Here is a 15,491-nt window from a genome sequence, read left to right as displayed (position 1 = left end):
CCGCTAGGACTCCCGCTCGGCGATGAGTTCGGCGAGCGCCAGGATGCGCTGCGCTTCACGCACGTGCAGGTTTTCGATCATGCGCCCGTCGACGGTGATCACGCTGTTGCCCAGCGCTCGGGCTTCGTCGTAAGCCGACACCACCTTGCGGGCGTGCGCGACCTCCTCCTCGCAGGGCCCGAACACGTCGTTGGCCGGAGCGATCTGGGACGGATGGATGAGTGTCTTGCCGTCGAAACCCATCTCGCGGCCCTGGCGAGCCTCCGCCCGGAAACCCGCGTCGTCGGTGATGTCGTTGTAGACGCCGTCCAGGATGACCTTCCCGGCCGCGCGCGCCCCCAGGACCGCCAGGGCCAGGGCGGGTACCACCGGGGCGCGTCCGGGTAGGTGGACCGCGTGCAGTTCGTTCACCAGGTCGTTGGTGCCGATCACCAGCACCCCCAATCGCTCGCTGGCCGAGACGATCTCCTCCACCCGCAGGAAGGCGCGGGGCGTCTCGATCATTGCCCACAGCTGCATCCCCTCGGGCGCGCCGAGCCGGTCGAGGGCGCCGGTCAGCGTTGTGACCTGTTCGCCGGTCTCGATCTTGGGCACCAGCACTCCGTGGGCGCCTGAATCGGCCGCGGCGACGAGATCATCGTCGTGCCATTCGGTCCCCAGCCCGTTGATGCGCACTACGACCTCGCGGGGTCCGTAGCTGCCCGATGACACGGCCTCGCGCACCTCGGTTCGGGATTGCGCTTTTGCGTCCGGTCCCACGGCGTCCTCGAGGTCGAAGATCAACACGTCCGCCGGCAGCGTCCTGGCTTTCTCCAGGGCCCGGGGCTTGTTGCCCGGCAAATAGAGCGCGGATCGGCGGGGACGCACTGTCGGTGCCATGCGGTCGATCACTTCCTGTCGGGTTGCCGGTCGGGTGGCGAACGTCGCGTTGCCGGCTGCGGGGCGCCGGTGTTGGGTTACCCCCCGAAGTGGGCACCCCACGTCTATGACCAATGTTCCGACAATCACTCTCAACGACGGAAACACGATCCCGCAGCTGGGCTTCGGTGTCTTTCAGATTGAACCCGATCAAACCGCCGCCGCGGTGCGCGCCGCGCTCGAAGTGGGTTATCGCCACATCGACACCGCGCAAATGTATGGCAACGAAAAAGAAGTGGGACAAGGCATCCGGGATGCCGGCGTCGACCGCGCCGACGTCTACATAACCAGCAAACTCAACAACGGCTTCCACCGGCCCGACGACGCGCGCCGGGCGTTCGACGAGACACTTTCCGCGCTGGGTTCGGACTACGTCGACCTCTTCCTGATCCACTGGCCGCTCCCAACGCTGTACGACGGGGATTTCGTCTCGACGTGGAACACGCTCGAAGAGTTCGCCCGCGACGGACGCGCCCGCAGCATCGGCGTCTCCAACTTTCAGCCCGACCATCTCGACCGGCTCGCCGAAGGCTCCAAGTTGGTGCCCGCGGTCAATCAGATCGAGGTCCACCCCTACCTGACCAACGAACGAGTCAGGGCCTACAACAGGGAACACGGGATTGCGACCGAGGCGTGGTCGCCCATCGCTCAGGGGAAGGTGCTTGACGACGAGGTCATCACCCGGATCGCGGGAAAGCTGGGCAAGACTCCGGCGCAGGTGGTGCTGCGCTGGCACATTCAGCGCGGCGACATCGTGTTTCCGAAATCGGTCTCACCCGACCGGGTGAAGTCCAACTTCGAGATCTTCGACTTTGACCTGGCCGACGACGACGTGGCGTCCATCACCGGGCTGGACCGGGGCGAGAACGGCCGCACCGGTGCCCACCCGGACACCTTCGACTACATCCCGGACTGAGTCCGGGCTCAGTGGTGCGGGCCCTCCGCCGGCGGCCAGGAGGCGCCGGGTGACGCGTCGCCGGGTTCGGCATGGTCGCCGCGGGCCAGCGGCACCCACTGCTCGGTCGGGGCGGGCTGCTTGGACGACGGGAAGTCGCGCAGCTTGCCCGACGGCTTGGCGTCCCATTTGGCGAACGTCAGCGGCGTCTGCAGCCAGCAGTGCAGCAGGTTGTACGTCGCCTCCAACGAACTCATGTGGGTTCGCTCCCAGCCGTGGCTGCCGTCCAGGCCGAACCCGACCAGTGCGGCTCGGGTGCCCGCACCGGCCTCGATGGCCGCCGCGGCGTCCGAGCGGTAGTAGCGGAACACGTCACGCGCATGTGGAATGCCGTGCTCTTCGGCCAGGCGGCAAAGCTTTCGGGTGAGGTGGTAGTCGAACGGGCCGTGCAAATCGGCCATCGGAATCGTGACGCCGTCCTCGAGTGAGTGCTGGCCGGGCGCACACACGGCGTTGTCCACCGAGATCAGCTCGGCCACACCGGCGGGCAGACCGTCACTGGCGCCGTGGCCGACCTCCTCGGTGATGGTCACCATGATCGTGGTGCGGTGCGGCAGCACCACCTTGTTCTCGGAGAAGTGCTTGGCCAGGGTCAGCGCGACGGCCACGCCCGCCTTGCCATCCAGGTGGCGGGACACGATGAAACCGTCGGCGGCGAGTTCGGGGCTGGCGATCAGCGCGACGAAATCACCCACGTGCAATCCCAGCCGGACCAGGTCCTCCCGCGAGGACACCCTGCGGTCGACGCGGACCTCGACGTGTTCCCAGTCGGTGGGCTGCGTGTCGATCTCGTCGCCGAAGGCGTGCCCGCTGGCCTTGAGCGGCATCACGGTGCCGGTGATGAATTCGTCGGGGTCGTCGATGAAGATCCGGACCCGGGCGCCCGCGGCGAACCGCGCGGAGAAGGTGCCGACCGGGACCAGTTCGAGGCGGCCGTTGTCCTTCAGGCGGCGCACCATGCAGCCGATCGTGTCGGCGTGGACGACCAGTGCCCGGTCGGTGGTCTCCGACTCCCCCGCGAGCTCAGCGGTCAAGGCTCCGCGGCGGGTCAGCGAGAACGGCACACCGAAGTCGTCGAACGTGTCGCCGATCAGCTGCATCACCGCGTCGGTACGCCCGGACGGACTGGGCGTCTGCAGCAGCGCGAGCAGCGTGTCGATCATCCACGCGCGATCGGCCTCGGCCATGGCCGCGGTTTCGGGCACCGTGCCTCCTTTTCTTCCAAAGAACGGTGTTCAACCTATCGGGTTATCGGCTCCCATTGCCCGGGTGGCCGTTCTGGCCGGCACGGTTCACCCTTTGCGTTCGCGCCATTCCCGCTCGAACGGCAACCGCCACGCGTTGGGCGCGATCAGTTGGTGGATGGCGTTCGGGCCCCACGTCCCCGGCTGGTAGAGCTTGGCCGGCGGCGGGTCGGTGAGTAGCTGCTCGGACCGCTCCCATAGGGATTCGATGCCCTCGGCGGTGTTGAACAGCGTGTGATCGCCCCGCATCGCGTCCAGGATCAGCCGTTCGTACGCCTCGAGCACGTCTTCCGCCGAGTCGGTCTCCTGGGTGGAGAACTGCATGGACAGCTTGTCCAGCTTCATGCCCGGGCCGGGGCGCTTGCCGTAGAAGGACAACGACACCTTCGAATTGTCGGCCAGATCGAACGTCAAGTGGTCCGGGCCTTGGGTGCCCACCCCCGAACCGGGCGGGAACATCGTTCGGGGCGCTTCCTTGAAGGCGATCGAGATGATGCGGATGCCCTCGGCCATCTTCTTGCCGGTCCGCAGGTAGATCGGCACCCCGGCCCAGCGCCAGTTGTCGATCCCGACCTTCAGCGCGATGAAGGTCTCGGTGTCGGAATCCTTTGCCACGCCCTTCTCCTGGCGGTAACCGGCGTATTGCCCGCGCACCACATGGGACGTCTCGACCGGCAGCATGGACCGGAAGACCTTGTTTTTCTCCTCGCTGATGGCGCGCGGCTCGAGCGCCGTCGGCGGCTCCATCACCACAAAGGCCATCACCTGGAACAGGTGGGTCACCACCATGTCCTTGTACGCGCCGGTCTCCTCGTAGAAGTTCGCGCGCTCATCGAGTCCGAGCGCCTCGGGAATGTCGATCTGGATGTGGTCGATGAAGTTGCGGTTCCAGATCGGCTCGAAAAGCCCGTTGGCAAAACGGAACGCCAGAATGTTCTGCGCCGCTTCCTTACCCAGGAAATGGTCGATGCGGAAAATCTGGGATTCGTCGAAGGTTTCGTGCAGGAAGTCGTTGAGCGAGACCGCGCTGTCCAGATCCGTGCCGAACGGCTTCTCCATCACCACCCGGGAGCGGTCGACGAGGTCGGCGTCGCGCAGCATGGTGATGACGGGGCGGGCCGCCTTGGGCGGGACGGACAGATAATGCAGTCGCCGAACATTGGTACCCAGATTCTCCTCGGCCCGGGCGACCGCTGCGGCCAGGGCTTCGGGGCCGTCGCCCTGCGGAACGTAGGTGACGATCTTGGCGAAGTTGGCCCATTGTTCGTCGGTCAGCTTGTGCGTGCCGAAGGAGTCGATCGCCTTCTTGGCCAGCTCCCGGAACTCTTCGTCGCCGAGGTCTTCCAGCGACGTCGCGACGATCTCGATGTTCGGTGCCAGCTCGGACTGGTCCAGATACGCCAGACCGGGCAGCAGCTTGCGTTTGGCGAGATCGCCCGTTGCGCCGAACAGCACGATGACGTGCGGGTCGAGCGGCTCGGAATCGTGGCGGTGCGGGCGATGGTCGGGGGCTGGATAGGCGATCGTCTGCGGTTTCTTGGAGGGCACCCTCGCGATACTTCCATCGCCCCGCCTCATGTGCACCAGAGTTGCCCGCATCGCATCGGTGTGAACGGCACGGTTGGCGGGAACGGACGGGTATGGCCCCCAGCGGAACTGATGACGCCCGCACCGAGGCCCGAACCGAGGACAAGGAGCGGGCACCGGATCCCGACGACCCGAGCAAGCCGGCGTCACCGCACGACCTGACCAGGGCATCCTGGCTTTTCGTGCTGCGCAAGACGGCACGAGAGTTCGTCACCGACCAGTGCACCGATCTGGCCGCGGCGTTGACGTACTACGCGGTGCTGTCGGTGTTTCCGGCGCTGCTGGTGATGGTGTCTTTGCTGGGCGTCTTCGGTGAGGGGCGGCGGACCACCGACGCGTTGCTGAACGCGGCCGGCGATCTGGTGCCGGCCTCGGCGGTCGACCTGCTGCGTCAGCCGATCGAGCAGGTCGTCGAGAACCAGTCGGCGGGATTCGCGCTCCTGTTCAGCATCCTCGCCGCACTGTGGTCAGCCTCCGGTTATGTCGGCGCGTTCGGGCGGGCGATGAACCGGATCTACGAGGTCGCCGAAGGGCGGCCGATCTGGAAGCTGCGCCCGCTGCAATTGGCGCTCACGCTGGCGGGGCTGGTGCTGGTGGCCGTGGTGGCGCTGATGCTGGTGGTCAGCGGGCCGGTCACCGACGCGGTCGGCGCTGCGATCGGACTGGGCGAGGCCGCACAGACGCTGTGGACCATCGCCAAGTGGCCGGTCATGCTGGTGTTCGTCTCGCTCGCGGTGGCGATCCTCTACTACATCACTCCCAATGTGCAGCAGCCCAAATTCCGCTGGCTGAGCATCGGCGCGGCCATCGCGATTCTGCTGTGGGCGCTCGCGTCGTTCGGATTCGGTTTCTATGTCAGCAATTTCAGCAGCTACAACAAGACCTACGGCGCGGTCGGCGGCGTCATCGTGTTCCTGCTCTGGCTCTATCTGACCAACGTCGCACTGCTCTTCGGCGCCGAACTCGACGCCGAGCTGGAGCGGGGACGCCAGTTGCAGGCGGGCATCGCGGCCGAACGAGAGCTCCAGCTGCCGCCCAAGGACACCCGGGCCGTCGAGAAGAACGAGGCGTCCGAGCAGAAGGACATCAAGCGCGGGCGGTGGCTGCGCCGCACCCGGGGGCGCCGCGGCTGACCGAATTCAGGAGCGGTCCCGCGCCGCCTCGATCGCCCGGTAGATGCGCTGCTCGCTGACCGGGCGCGGGGTGCCGAGTTGCTGTGCCCACAGGCTCACCCGCAGTTCCTCGATCTGGCGCCCGATCTCACGGACGTCGGCGGCCGCCGCCCGGGCCGACGGCAGGGTTTGCACGAGGTCCTCATAGGCGCGCTGGACCGCGTGCACTCGGTGCATCCGTTCCCGGTCGGTCGCGAGGGAATGCGGCAACCGCTCGAGGCGCCGGTGGATCGCGGTCAGGTAGCGGGTGAGGTCGTCGAGGTGCCCGCGCCCGGTGCCGGTGACGAACCCCGGCGGCAACAGCCGGTCGAGCTGGGCCCGGATGTCGGCGATCGCCTCCGCCTGTGCCGGCGGCGGCTGGGTGGGCAGCAGCAGCTCTACCTCCCGCGCGGCGGCCAGCACCCGTTCGCTACGGCCCACCAGGTCCATCGTCGTGGACACCAAGGCCTGTCCGACGCGATCGCGCAACGCCGCGAACTCCGCACCCGTCCACACCGGTTCGGGCACCAGCGCGTCGGTGGCCGCGTCGGCGCAGTCGTTCAGCAGCGCGGCCAGGGATCCGTCCGGGTTGCTCCCCAGCGTCAACCGGGTGCGCGGATCAAGTTGCCGTTCAGCGCTTTTGACGGGTGAGGGCACGCTCAGCCGGAGCAGTCGCCGCAGTCCCGGCCGCAGCGCGCTCTGCTGCTCGGCCGGGGTCGCAAACACCCGCAGATCGACGGCGGTCCCCGTGTCCACCAGTGCGGGGTAGCCGCGCACCGCACGCCCGTCCACCGCGCGCTCGACGACCCTCGGCAGTTCCGCGAGATCATCCGGCCAGGTGTGTAATCCGGTCCGTTCCAGCTCGGCTGCGACGGTGCGGGCGACGGCCCGCCGGGCCGGGGCGGCGAGCCGTTCCTGCAGCGCATGCAGGTCCTTGCCGCGAGCCACCTCTTTGCCGTCGGCGGACTCCACGGCAAACGTCACCCGCAGATGTGCGGGCAGTTTGTCCAGGTCGAAGGCCTCGATCGGCACCACCACCCCGGTGCCACGGCGCAATTCGCGCTGCAACGCCTCCAGCAGCGGCTCCTGGTCTGGGTCGATCCGGGCCAGCACCGCGCGGGCGGTGTCGGGCGCCGGGACGAAGTTGCGCCGCAGGTCTTTTGGCAGCGAGCGGATCAGCGCGGTCACCAGTTCCTCCCGCAGCGCCGGTACCTGCCAGGCGAATTCGTCACCGCCGAGGCGGGCCAGCACGTCGATCGGGACGTGCACGGTGACGCCGTCATCGGCGGCGCCGGGCTCGAACCGGTACGTCAACGGCAACGCGGCGTCACCCATGCGCCACGCATCCGGGCGGTCGCTGTCGTCGTGATCCTCGGTGCGCAGCAGGTCGTTCCGGGTGAACGTCAGCAGGTCCGGGGTCTTGTGCCGCTGCTTTTTCCACCAGCTGTCGAAGTGCCGCGCGGAGACGACCTCGGCCGGGATGCGCGCGTCGTACCAGGTGAAGATCTCGTCGTCACCGACCAGTAGGTCGCGGCGGCGCGCCCGCTCTTCCAGCCCCTCGAGTTCGGTGCGCAACCGGGCGTTGTCGCCGAAGAAGTGGTGCCGGGTGTGCCAATCGCCCTCCACCAGCGCATGCCGGATGAACAACTCCCGCGCGACCGCCGGTTCCACCCGCGCGTATCCGACGCGGCGGCGCGCCACGAGCGGCAGCCCGTACAGCGAAACACGTTCGAAGGCCATCACTTCCCCGCGCTTGGCGTCCCAGTGCGGCTCACTGTATGCGCGCTGCACCAGGTCGCCGGCGATCCGTTCGACGATCTCGGGCTGGATGCGGGCGGCGATCCGTCCGTAGAGGCGGCTGGTCTCGACCAGATCCGCGACGACCACCCAGCGCGGCGGTTTCTTGGTCAGCACCGAGCCAGGTGCCAGCACGAACCGTGCGTTGCGCGCACCGAGGTATTCACGCCCGTCCTCGCGGCGCATCCCGACATGAGACAGCAAGCCCGCCAGCAGCGCCGCGTGAATCTGAGCGGGTTCGGCCGGCTCGTCGGACTCGACGATGCCCAAATCGCGGCAGATGCTGCGCAGCTGCCCAACCAGGTCCTGCCATTCGCGGATACGCAGGTAGTGCAGGAAGTCGGTGCGGCACATGCGTCGAAAAGCATTACCGGACAATTCTTTTCGCTGCTCACGCAGGTAGCGCCACAGGTTCAGGTAGGCGATGAAGTCGGAGTGTTCGTCGGCGAAGCGGGCGTGCTTCTGGCGGGCGGCGTCTTCGCTCTCGGCCGGACGCTCCCGCGGGTCGGGGATCGTCAATGCGGCTGCCAGCACCAGCATTTCGCGCACGCAGCCCTCGGTCTCGGCCTGCAGGATCATCCGGCCCAGCCGGGGGTCGACGGGCAGCCGGGCCAGCCGCCGGCCCAGGTCCGTGATCGCGCCGTGCTGGTCGAACGCGCCGAGTTCCTGCAGCAGTTGCACACCGTCGCGCACGCTGCGCCGGTCCGGCGGGTCGAGAAACGGGAAATTCTCGATGTCACCGAGCTGCAGCGCGGCCATCTGTAGCAGCACCGCCGCCAAGTTCGTCCGCAGAATCTCCGGCTCGGTGTAGCGCGGCCGGGCGGTGAAATCCTCCTCGGAATACAGCCGGATGCACACCCCGGGCGCCACCCGGCCGCAGCGACCGGCCCGCTGCGCGGCCGATGCCTGCGAGATCGGCTCGATCGGCAGCCGTTGCACCTTCAGCCGCCGGCTGTAGCGCGAGATGCGGGCATTGCCGGGATCCACCACGTAGCGGATCCCGGGCACCGTCAGCGATGTCTCGGCCACGTTGGTGGCCAGCACAACGCGTCGCCCGGTATGGGCCGCGAACACCTTCTGCTGCTCGGCGGTCGGTAGCCGGGCGTAGAGCGGCAGCACCTCGGTAGGCATCGGCCCGCTCTGCAATCCACCCAAAGCTTCTGCGGTATCGCGGATTTCGCGCTCGCCGGACAAGAACACCAGGACGTCACCGGGCGGTTCGGAGCGCAGTTCCTCGATGGCGTCGACGATCGCCTCGACCTCGTCGCGGGTTTCGGTGCGCACGATTTCCCGGTCGGGGTCGTCGGGATCGTCGTCCGGGCCCGCCGCCACGGGCACTTCCAACGGCCGGTAGCGGATCTGCACCGGATAGGTCCGCCCGGACACTTCCACGATGGGCGCCCCACCGAAGTGCGCCGCGAATCGTTGCGGCTCGATGGTCGCCGAGGTGACGATCACCTTGAGGTCCGGGCGGCGTGGCAGCAACTCGCGCAGGTAGCCGAGCAGGAAGTCGATGTTGAGGCTGCGCTCGTGCGCTTCGTCGAGGATCAGGGTGTCGTAGCGCAGCAACCGCCGGTCGCGCTGGATCTCGGCGAGCAGGATGCCGTCGGTCATCAGCTTGACCAGGGTCCGGTCGCTCACCTGGTCGGTGAACCGGACCGTGTAGCCGACCACGTCACCGAGCGGGGTGCGCAGTTCGTCGGCGATGCGCTGGGCGACCGTACGGGCCGCCAGCCGCCGCGGCTGGGTGTGCCCGATGGTCCCCCGCACCCCACGCCCGACGTCGAGACAGATCTTGGGTAGCTGAGTCGTCTTCCCCGAGCCGGTTTCGCCTGCGACGACGACCACTTGGTTCTGTTGTATCGCCGCGGCGATCTCCTCGCGGCGCCCGCTGACCGGCAGGTCGGGATAGGCGATCGCCGGGACGGCGGCCCGACGGTTGGCGACCAGCGTCTGTGCGGCGGCGATCTGGTCGGCCAGCTGTTGCAGCTTTGCCGGGTTAGCGCCGCGCAGGTTCTGCAAGCGTCGGCGCAGCCGGGTGGCGTCGCGGACGGTCACGTCGCCGAGGCGGCTGCGCAACTCCGCGAGGGTCAGATCGGCCACTCGGGCCAGGATAGGCGGCGGACCGAACGCCCGCGCCCGGCCCGCTACGTTGGTGGCATGGCACCGAAATTCGCGACCGCCGACGCGGTGAGCCGATCCGAGTTGCTGGATTTCATCCGGCCGCGACACCGCATGCTGCTCACCGCTTTTCGCGCCGACGGGTCGCCGCAGAGCTCGCCGGTGACCGGCGGCGTCGACGCGCAGGGCAGGCTGGTGATCGCGAGTTACCCGCAGCGCGCCAAGAGCCTGAACATCCGGCGCACACCAAAAGCCAGCATCGTGGTGCTCTCCGATGATTTCAACGGCCCGTACGTACAGGTCGACGGTACTGCCGAAGTGATCGACGTGCCCGAGGCGATCGAGCCACTGGTCGACTATTACCGCGCGATCGCCGGCGAGCACCCGGACTGGCAGGACTATCGGCGCGCGATGGCGGATCAGGGCAAGTGCCTGATTCGGGTGACACCGCGGCGCTGGGGTCCCGTGGCGACGGGGGGATTTCCGCCGCCGGCGAGCTGAGCCGCTATCCGGCCGGCGGGATCAGCGGGGGTCGGCAGGCGTTGGTGCCCGGATCCCACCACCAGCCGTTGTCACAGGCGAGTGGCTGCGGTCCCACCCCGAGCGGACGGCACACATTCGCGGTCGGGTCCCACCATTCGCCGGCCGCGCAGTCGAGCGGCTGTGGTCCCACCCCGAGGGGCCGGCACACCTTGCCGGTCGGATCCCACCATTCGCCGTCGGCGCAGTCGGCGTGACTCACTCCCGGCGACACGGCGGTGACGACCGCCATCGGCGCCAAAACCATGGCCGCGACGGCCATCAGACGGCAAACGACTGACCACATGGCACACCTCGTCTCGTGCAACGGTTCGTGCAACCTAGGGCGCTAGCACACTGCTATATCTTGCCCTTCCGGCGCAGATCCCAAACTCAGCAACCGCAGGAACCCGACCGGCTCGGCAAAACCCTTCAGCGCGACCGTTTCCCGCCGCGCCGGCACACCGGCCAGCAGCCGTTGCACCGCCGGATCGGCGGCCACGGCCTCGGACAGCACGATGTCCTCGCCCTCGCTCTGACCCTGCAGCCGCGCGGCCATGTTCACCGTCGAGCCGAAGTAATCCAAGCGGTCGTTGAGCGTGACAACCACGCTCGGGCCCGCGTGCACACCCACCTTCAGCACCAGGTCCTCGCCGCCATGCGCCGACGACGCGATCCGCTCCTGCATGGCCAGCGCGGCACGCACCGCCTGCGCGGGATCGTTGAACGACGCCATCACCGCGTCCCCGATCGTCTTGACCACCGCGCCGTCGTGTTCGCGCACGATCATCGCCAGCAGGGTGAAGTGCTCGCGCACCAGGTTGTAGGCGGCGGCGTCGCCGACCCGTTCGTACAGCGCCGTCGAGCCGCGCAGGTCGGTGAACAACAACGTCACCTGGCTGACGCCGGCGTCATCGCCCGGCCGCAGCGTCGCCTCGGCGAACAAGTCGCGAAAAGCCTGCAGCGAGATCACTTCCGGGGCCCGCAGGGTGTCGCGCGTCCAAGTGCGGTCCTCCACCACCGCGGCCAGCTCGAAGCCGGATTCGTTGACGAAGGTGACGGTTCCCGGTTCACCTTCGACGGGTAGACGTTCCACCCCCGCCGCGGTGATGCACACGCCCGGAAACGGCCCCGACTCGTAGTCGACGTCGACGACGTCACCGGGATGCAGGGTGCGCAACCGGTACGAACCGGGCGGCAGGTCGACGGCGACCGTGCGCTGCTCCCCCGGGCTGAGCAACACCTGGATCGCCACATGCGGCGTGGCCAGCGGTCCGGACAGACAGAAGTTCCCCATCGGCAGCGGGCGCACCGTCGGAGCCGGCGCAAACGTCAGCTCCACGTTGCGCTCGAAGTCGCGTTCGTAGTCGATGTTGCACGACGAACAGTGCGCGCCCCGGGGCAGGTCGGCCAGCGTGGTGACGCTGGCCTGGGCACCACGGCAATTGGGGCACAACACATCCCATTTCATGTTGAGCAGACCGGCCTTGACCCCGGCGAAACAGGCTTCGGTCGCGGCGCGCGGTGGCACGCCGAAATCGCGGGCCAGGCTCTTGGGCCGGATCCGGGCGAGGTCGGCAGCCATGCCGCGCAGGACGAGGTCGGCAAGCCGGTCGCCGAGTCCGTTTCCGTACGGGTTGCGGTCGATTTCGCGCGTCATAGCAGTGGCCCGTTCGCGTGCACCGAACGGCAGTTTGGGCTCCGGAAGAACGAACGGGGTGAGGCGCTCGACGGTGGGCTCGCCGCGAGCGAAGGCGATCGCTTCCAGGATGCGCTTGGCCACGTTTTCCCCCGCCTGGGTCGCCAGGCGCGCACCGAACACGCGGCCCGTCAGGCTCAGCGGTTCCCATTCCAGCGCGTAGCTGACCCGGGAGCCGCCCTGGCCGTCGGGCTCGAGGTCGAAGACCGGGCCGAAGCGGCGGAAGGGGCCCTTGCTGAACACCCGGGACTGGCTGAAATGCCGGCCGGTGACCCAGTTGTAGGGCTTCTCCTCCCATTCCAGCGCGAAGCCGGCGGCCTTGCCCCGGCCGGTGCGCAGCACGGTGCCGTTGGGTTGCGGCGTCTCCTCGAGGGTGTACGGCGGCAGGCCGAGCGCTTCGTTGAGCCGGTTGGTGTCGGCCAGCAACGGCCAGAGTTGCTCGGGCGGAAGATCGAATGTCCAGGTCCAGGTGCGGCGCATCGCTTGCGACTGTAACTCTCGGCGGCTGAGTACGGACACGGCCAAAATAGAATGGATACATTTAGGTATATAATACTTGACTGTATACAATACATTGATGTAGCTTATGGGAGGGCACGGCCCGCCTCGATTCACTCACCCAGGCGAGAGACCTCGATGACACTGCACAGCACGCCTACGACCGAATGGTTCTCCGTGGTAGACAGCAGATTGGCACCGCAAACCCGTGACTTGATCCGACAGGGAGCCTGGATTGCTCTGAACCCCAGCCCGGAATGGCTCGCCGAACTCGACCGGGCCACGGTGGCCGCAAATCCCGCCCTCGCCGGCGACCCCACCCTGGCCGCAGCGGTGAGCTCGTCCAACCGGGCAACCCTGGTGCACTTCGCCACCAGTCACCTGCGTGACCCGGGCGCCCCCGTCACCGCGTATCTGGGCCCGGAGCCGCTGCGCATGGCACGGGTCCTGGTGCGTCGTGGCCTCGGCGCGTCCGTGCACGACATCTTCCGTATCGGCCAGAACGTCGCTTTGCAACGGTGGATAGATATCGTCTTCGACCTCCCGGCGACGCCGTACGAGTTGCGCGAGTTGCTCAATCTGGTCGCCAAGTCGGCCAATGATTTCGTCGACGCCACCCTCGCCGGCATCTCGAGGCAGATGAAGTTGGAGCACAGCGAGCTGGCCCAGGGGGCGCTGATCGAACGCCGGAAAATCGTGGAGTTCATCCTTGCCCGCGAACCGGTGAACCACAAGCGCGCCGAGGTCCGGCTCGGCTATACCCTCGCCGGATCGCATACGGCAGCGGTGATCTGGTGCGACGAATCCGACGACGAATACCGCATGCTGGATCGAACCACCGCCGCGGTGTGCGACGCGGTCGGATCGACGCAACCGCTGACCGTATTGGCCGCCGAGGCGACCCGCTGGGTGTGGTTCAAAGACATCACCGACGTCGACAGCGATCAGGTTCGCCGGGTGCTCGAGGAAACGCCCAAGCTACGCATCGCAATTGGGACCAGCGCCCGGGGTGTTGAAGGTTTCCGGCGCAGCCATCAACAAGCCCTGTCCGCACAGCACATGATGGTCCGGCTGCGTTCCCGGCAACAGGTCGCGTTCTTCGACGATGTGCAAATGGTTGCGCTGCTCACTCAAAAGCCGGACTACTCAGACGATTTCATCACCAGCACCCTGGGCGCATTTGCGTCGGCAGGTTCGGTGCTGCGGGACACCCTGCTGACCTATATCAACGAGCAGTGCAACGCTGCCCGGGCCGCGCAACAGCTCTACATTCACCGCAACACGCTGCTGAGCCGCCTCGATACGGCACAACGGCTACTGCCTCGGCCATTGGACCGCACCACCGTTCGGGTGGCGGTGGCGCTGGAAGCGCTGAAATGGTCTGGTAGTCAAGAACAAGACCTCAGCAACGACAACATGGCTTGAGGCGGCCGTCTTGGCCGCCTGAGGTGGTGACACCGGCGTATGCCAGGATTCTCGGCATGACTTTGCGCAGCTTGGCACGTTTCGGTGGAGTTCTGGTCGTGACGACGTGGGCGTTGCTGACCGTGCCCATCGCGAGCCCGACCGCCTCGGCCGACCCCTGTTCCGACGTGTCGATCGTGTTCGCGCGCGGGACTCATCAGGACCCCGGGCTGGGCAACGTCGGACAGGCGTTCGTCGACGACCTCACTTCGCAGGTCGCCGGGCGTTCCGTCGAGGTCTACGCGGTGAACTACCCCGCCAACGACGACTACCGGCACAGTGCACCCAGCGGAGCCGATGATGCGAGCGCGCACATTCAGGGCACCGTGGCCAGCTGCCCCAACACCAAGATCGTGCTCGGTGGGTACTCACAGGGCGCGACCGTGATCAACCTGGCCACCACCGAGATGCCGGCCCCAGTCGCCAACCACGTCGCCGCGGTCGCCTACTTCGGTGAACCGTCCAGCGGATTCTCCAGCGCGCTGTGGGGCGGACCGCTTCCGGCGATCAACCCGCTCTACAGCGGGAAGCTGATCAGCCAGTGCGCCCCGGACGACCCGATCTGCACCGGCGGCGGCAACATCATGGCGCACGTGGTTTACATCGAGAACGGCATGACGAACCAGGCCGCCACGTTCGCGGCCAACCGGCTCAAGTAGCTGACGAGCAGACGCTTAAGCCCCCGACACGCTGCGCGTGCGGGGGCTTAAGCGTCTGCTCACCCCACCGGGCCGGACGACTCACGGGGCGAGCAAGCGTCGCTTCTGCTCGGTGAACTCGTCCTGGGTCAGGATGCCCGCGTCGCGCAGCGACGCCAGCTCGCGCAGTTCGGCGGAGATGCTGGTGATCGGCCCACCCGCAGGGACCGGCGCTGCGGTCGCCGGCTCCTCGGTCGCCTCGGGCGGTTGCGCGTTGGTCTTGGTCACCGCAACCCGCTCCCGGGTGCGCGGGCCAGCGCCTCCGGCGCCGACGGTGCCCGCCAACGCCCGGCCGGCCAGGCCTGCGAGCGCCATCTGGCTGAACAGCGTTCCCGCGCCGCTGGCGGAGGTTTCCGCGGCGGCGGCCGCGGTAGTGGCGGTGTTGGTCATAGGCAGCGCCACTGCGGCCAGCCGGGTGGCCGGGGCCGCGGTCGTCCACCCGGATGGCACCGACAACGCCCCGATCGTCCTGGCCTCGCCGAGGCCGGCCGAGGCGGTCGACCCCACGTTGCTGATCACCGGGAACGGTGTCGGCGGCACCGCAGCCGTGCCGGGCCAGCTCTCGACCCCGGCCCAGCCGCTGACAATGTCGTCGGTGTGCAGGCCGATGAAGTACCCGTTGATGTCATAGGGCAGCGCCGCGCCGGCCAGCACCGCGTCGGTGGACAACCCGGCTGTGCCGATGCCGGGGTCGAGGAACAGGCCACTGAGGTCGCCCAGGATGTCCAGCACCTGAATCGGATCCACCGCGTCGGCGGCCGCCGCCGGCGCGGCGAGGCTGGTCAGCGAGTTCGGCACCGCCGAGAACGCCTGGGCGGCATTGGCGATGCTGCTCTGCGC

The 15,491-nt window shown here is 67.8% G+C and carries 12 protein-coding genes; 5 read left to right on the top strand and 7 right to left on the bottom strand.

What is annotated here, in order from left to right:
- Window positions 1-3: 3 nt before the first annotated feature.
- Entirely contained in the window at window positions 4-879 is an 876-nt protein-coding gene (locus A9X01_RS13535) for an HpcH/HpaI aldolase/citrate lyase family protein (RefSeq protein ID WP_065121287.1), read from the bottom strand.
- Between the two features lie 106 nt (window positions 880-985).
- On the opposite strand from A9X01_RS13535, the gene A9X01_RS13530 reads away from it, so the two are divergent.
- Window positions 986-1,834, top strand: a complete 849-nt coding sequence (locus tag A9X01_RS13530) for an aldo/keto reductase (RefSeq protein WP_065121267.1) — start codon at window positions 986-988, stop codon at window positions 1,832-1,834.
- 8 nt (window positions 1,835-1,842) lie between these two features.
- Here the strand turns inward: A9X01_RS13530 and A9X01_RS13525 are convergent, their stop codons facing one another.
- Both A9X01_RS13525 and zwf read right to left on the bottom strand, forming a co-directional pair.
- Window positions 1,843-3,078, bottom strand: a complete 1,236-nt coding sequence (locus tag A9X01_RS13525) for an osmoprotectant NAGGN system M42 family peptidase (protein ID WP_065121265.1) — start codon at window positions 3,076-3,078, stop codon at window positions 1,843-1,845.
- An 87-nt stretch (window positions 3,079-3,165) separates the two neighbouring features.
- Window positions 3,166-4,665: a glucose-6-phosphate dehydrogenase gene (zwf, locus tag A9X01_RS13520; protein WP_065121264.1), complete on the bottom strand. Its 1,500-nt coding sequence runs from the start codon at window positions 4,663-4,665 to the stop codon at window positions 3,166-3,168.
- A 92-nt stretch (window positions 4,666-4,757) separates the two neighbouring features.
- On the opposite strand from zwf, the gene A9X01_RS13515 reads away from it, so the two are divergent.
- Window positions 4,758-5,837: a YihY/virulence factor BrkB family protein gene (locus A9X01_RS13515; protein ID WP_065121263.1), complete on the top strand. Its 1,080-nt coding sequence runs from the start codon at window positions 4,758-4,760 to the stop codon at window positions 5,835-5,837.
- A gap of 6 nt (window positions 5,838-5,843) precedes the next feature.
- On the opposite strand, the gene hrpA is transcribed toward A9X01_RS13515, so the two are convergent.
- The gene (gene hrpA, locus A9X01_RS13510; protein WP_065121262.1) at window positions 5,844-9,755 is read right to left on the bottom strand and encodes an ATP-dependent RNA helicase HrpA; all 3,912 of its coding nucleotides are present in this window, start codon (window positions 9,753-9,755) and stop codon (window positions 5,844-5,846) included.
- Between the two features lie 57 nt (window positions 9,756-9,812).
- Here hrpA and A9X01_RS13505 point away from each other — a divergent pair, with 57 nt between their 5' ends.
- Window positions 9,813-10,274 carry a PPOX class F420-dependent oxidoreductase gene (locus A9X01_RS13505; protein WP_065121261.1) on the top strand — a complete coding sequence of 154 codons (462 nt, stop codon included), beginning with the start codon at window positions 9,813-9,815 and terminating at the stop codon, window positions 10,272-10,274.
- 4 nt (window positions 10,275-10,278) lie between these two features.
- Here A9X01_RS13505 and A9X01_RS13500 read toward each other — a convergent pair whose 3' ends face one another.
- Complete coding sequence (locus A9X01_RS13500; protein WP_065121260.1) at window positions 10,279-10,599, bottom strand: hypothetical protein; 321 nt, start codon at window positions 10,597-10,599, stop codon at window positions 10,279-10,281.
- A 42-nt stretch (window positions 10,600-10,641) separates the two neighbouring features.
- A complete protein-coding gene (locus A9X01_RS13495; protein WP_065121259.1) occupies window positions 10,642-12,471 on the bottom strand; it encodes an adenylate/guanylate cyclase domain-containing protein in 1,830 nt (609 codons plus the stop codon).
- A gap of 156 nt (window positions 12,472-12,627) precedes the next feature.
- Here A9X01_RS13495 and A9X01_RS13490 point away from each other — a divergent pair, with 156 nt between their 5' ends.
- On the top strand, window positions 12,628-13,914 hold the full coding sequence (locus A9X01_RS13490; protein ID WP_065121258.1) for an Rv1453 family transcriptional regulator: 1,287 nt from the start codon (window positions 12,628-12,630) through the stop codon (window positions 13,912-13,914).
- Between the two features lie 56 nt (window positions 13,915-13,970).
- Complete coding sequence (locus A9X01_RS13485; RefSeq protein WP_065121257.1) at window positions 13,971-14,612, top strand: cutinase family protein; 642 nt, start codon at window positions 13,971-13,973, stop codon at window positions 14,610-14,612.
- Between the two features lie 81 nt (window positions 14,613-14,693).
- Here A9X01_RS13485 and A9X01_RS13480 read toward each other — a convergent pair.
- Window positions 14,694-15,491, bottom strand: a 798-nt coding sequence (locus A9X01_RS13480; RefSeq protein WP_172832509.1) for a PPE family protein, SVP subgroup, incomplete at its 5' end; no start/stop codon positions are given.

This window comes from Mycobacterium asiaticum (assembly GCF_001668675.1).
In the GTDB taxonomy this organism is placed as follows: Bacteria; Actinomycetota; Actinomycetes; order Mycobacteriales; family Mycobacteriaceae; genus Mycobacterium; species Mycobacterium asiaticum_D.
Note: the sequence above shows the minus strand (reverse complement) of the source record. Positions and strands in the feature narration are given on the sequence as shown.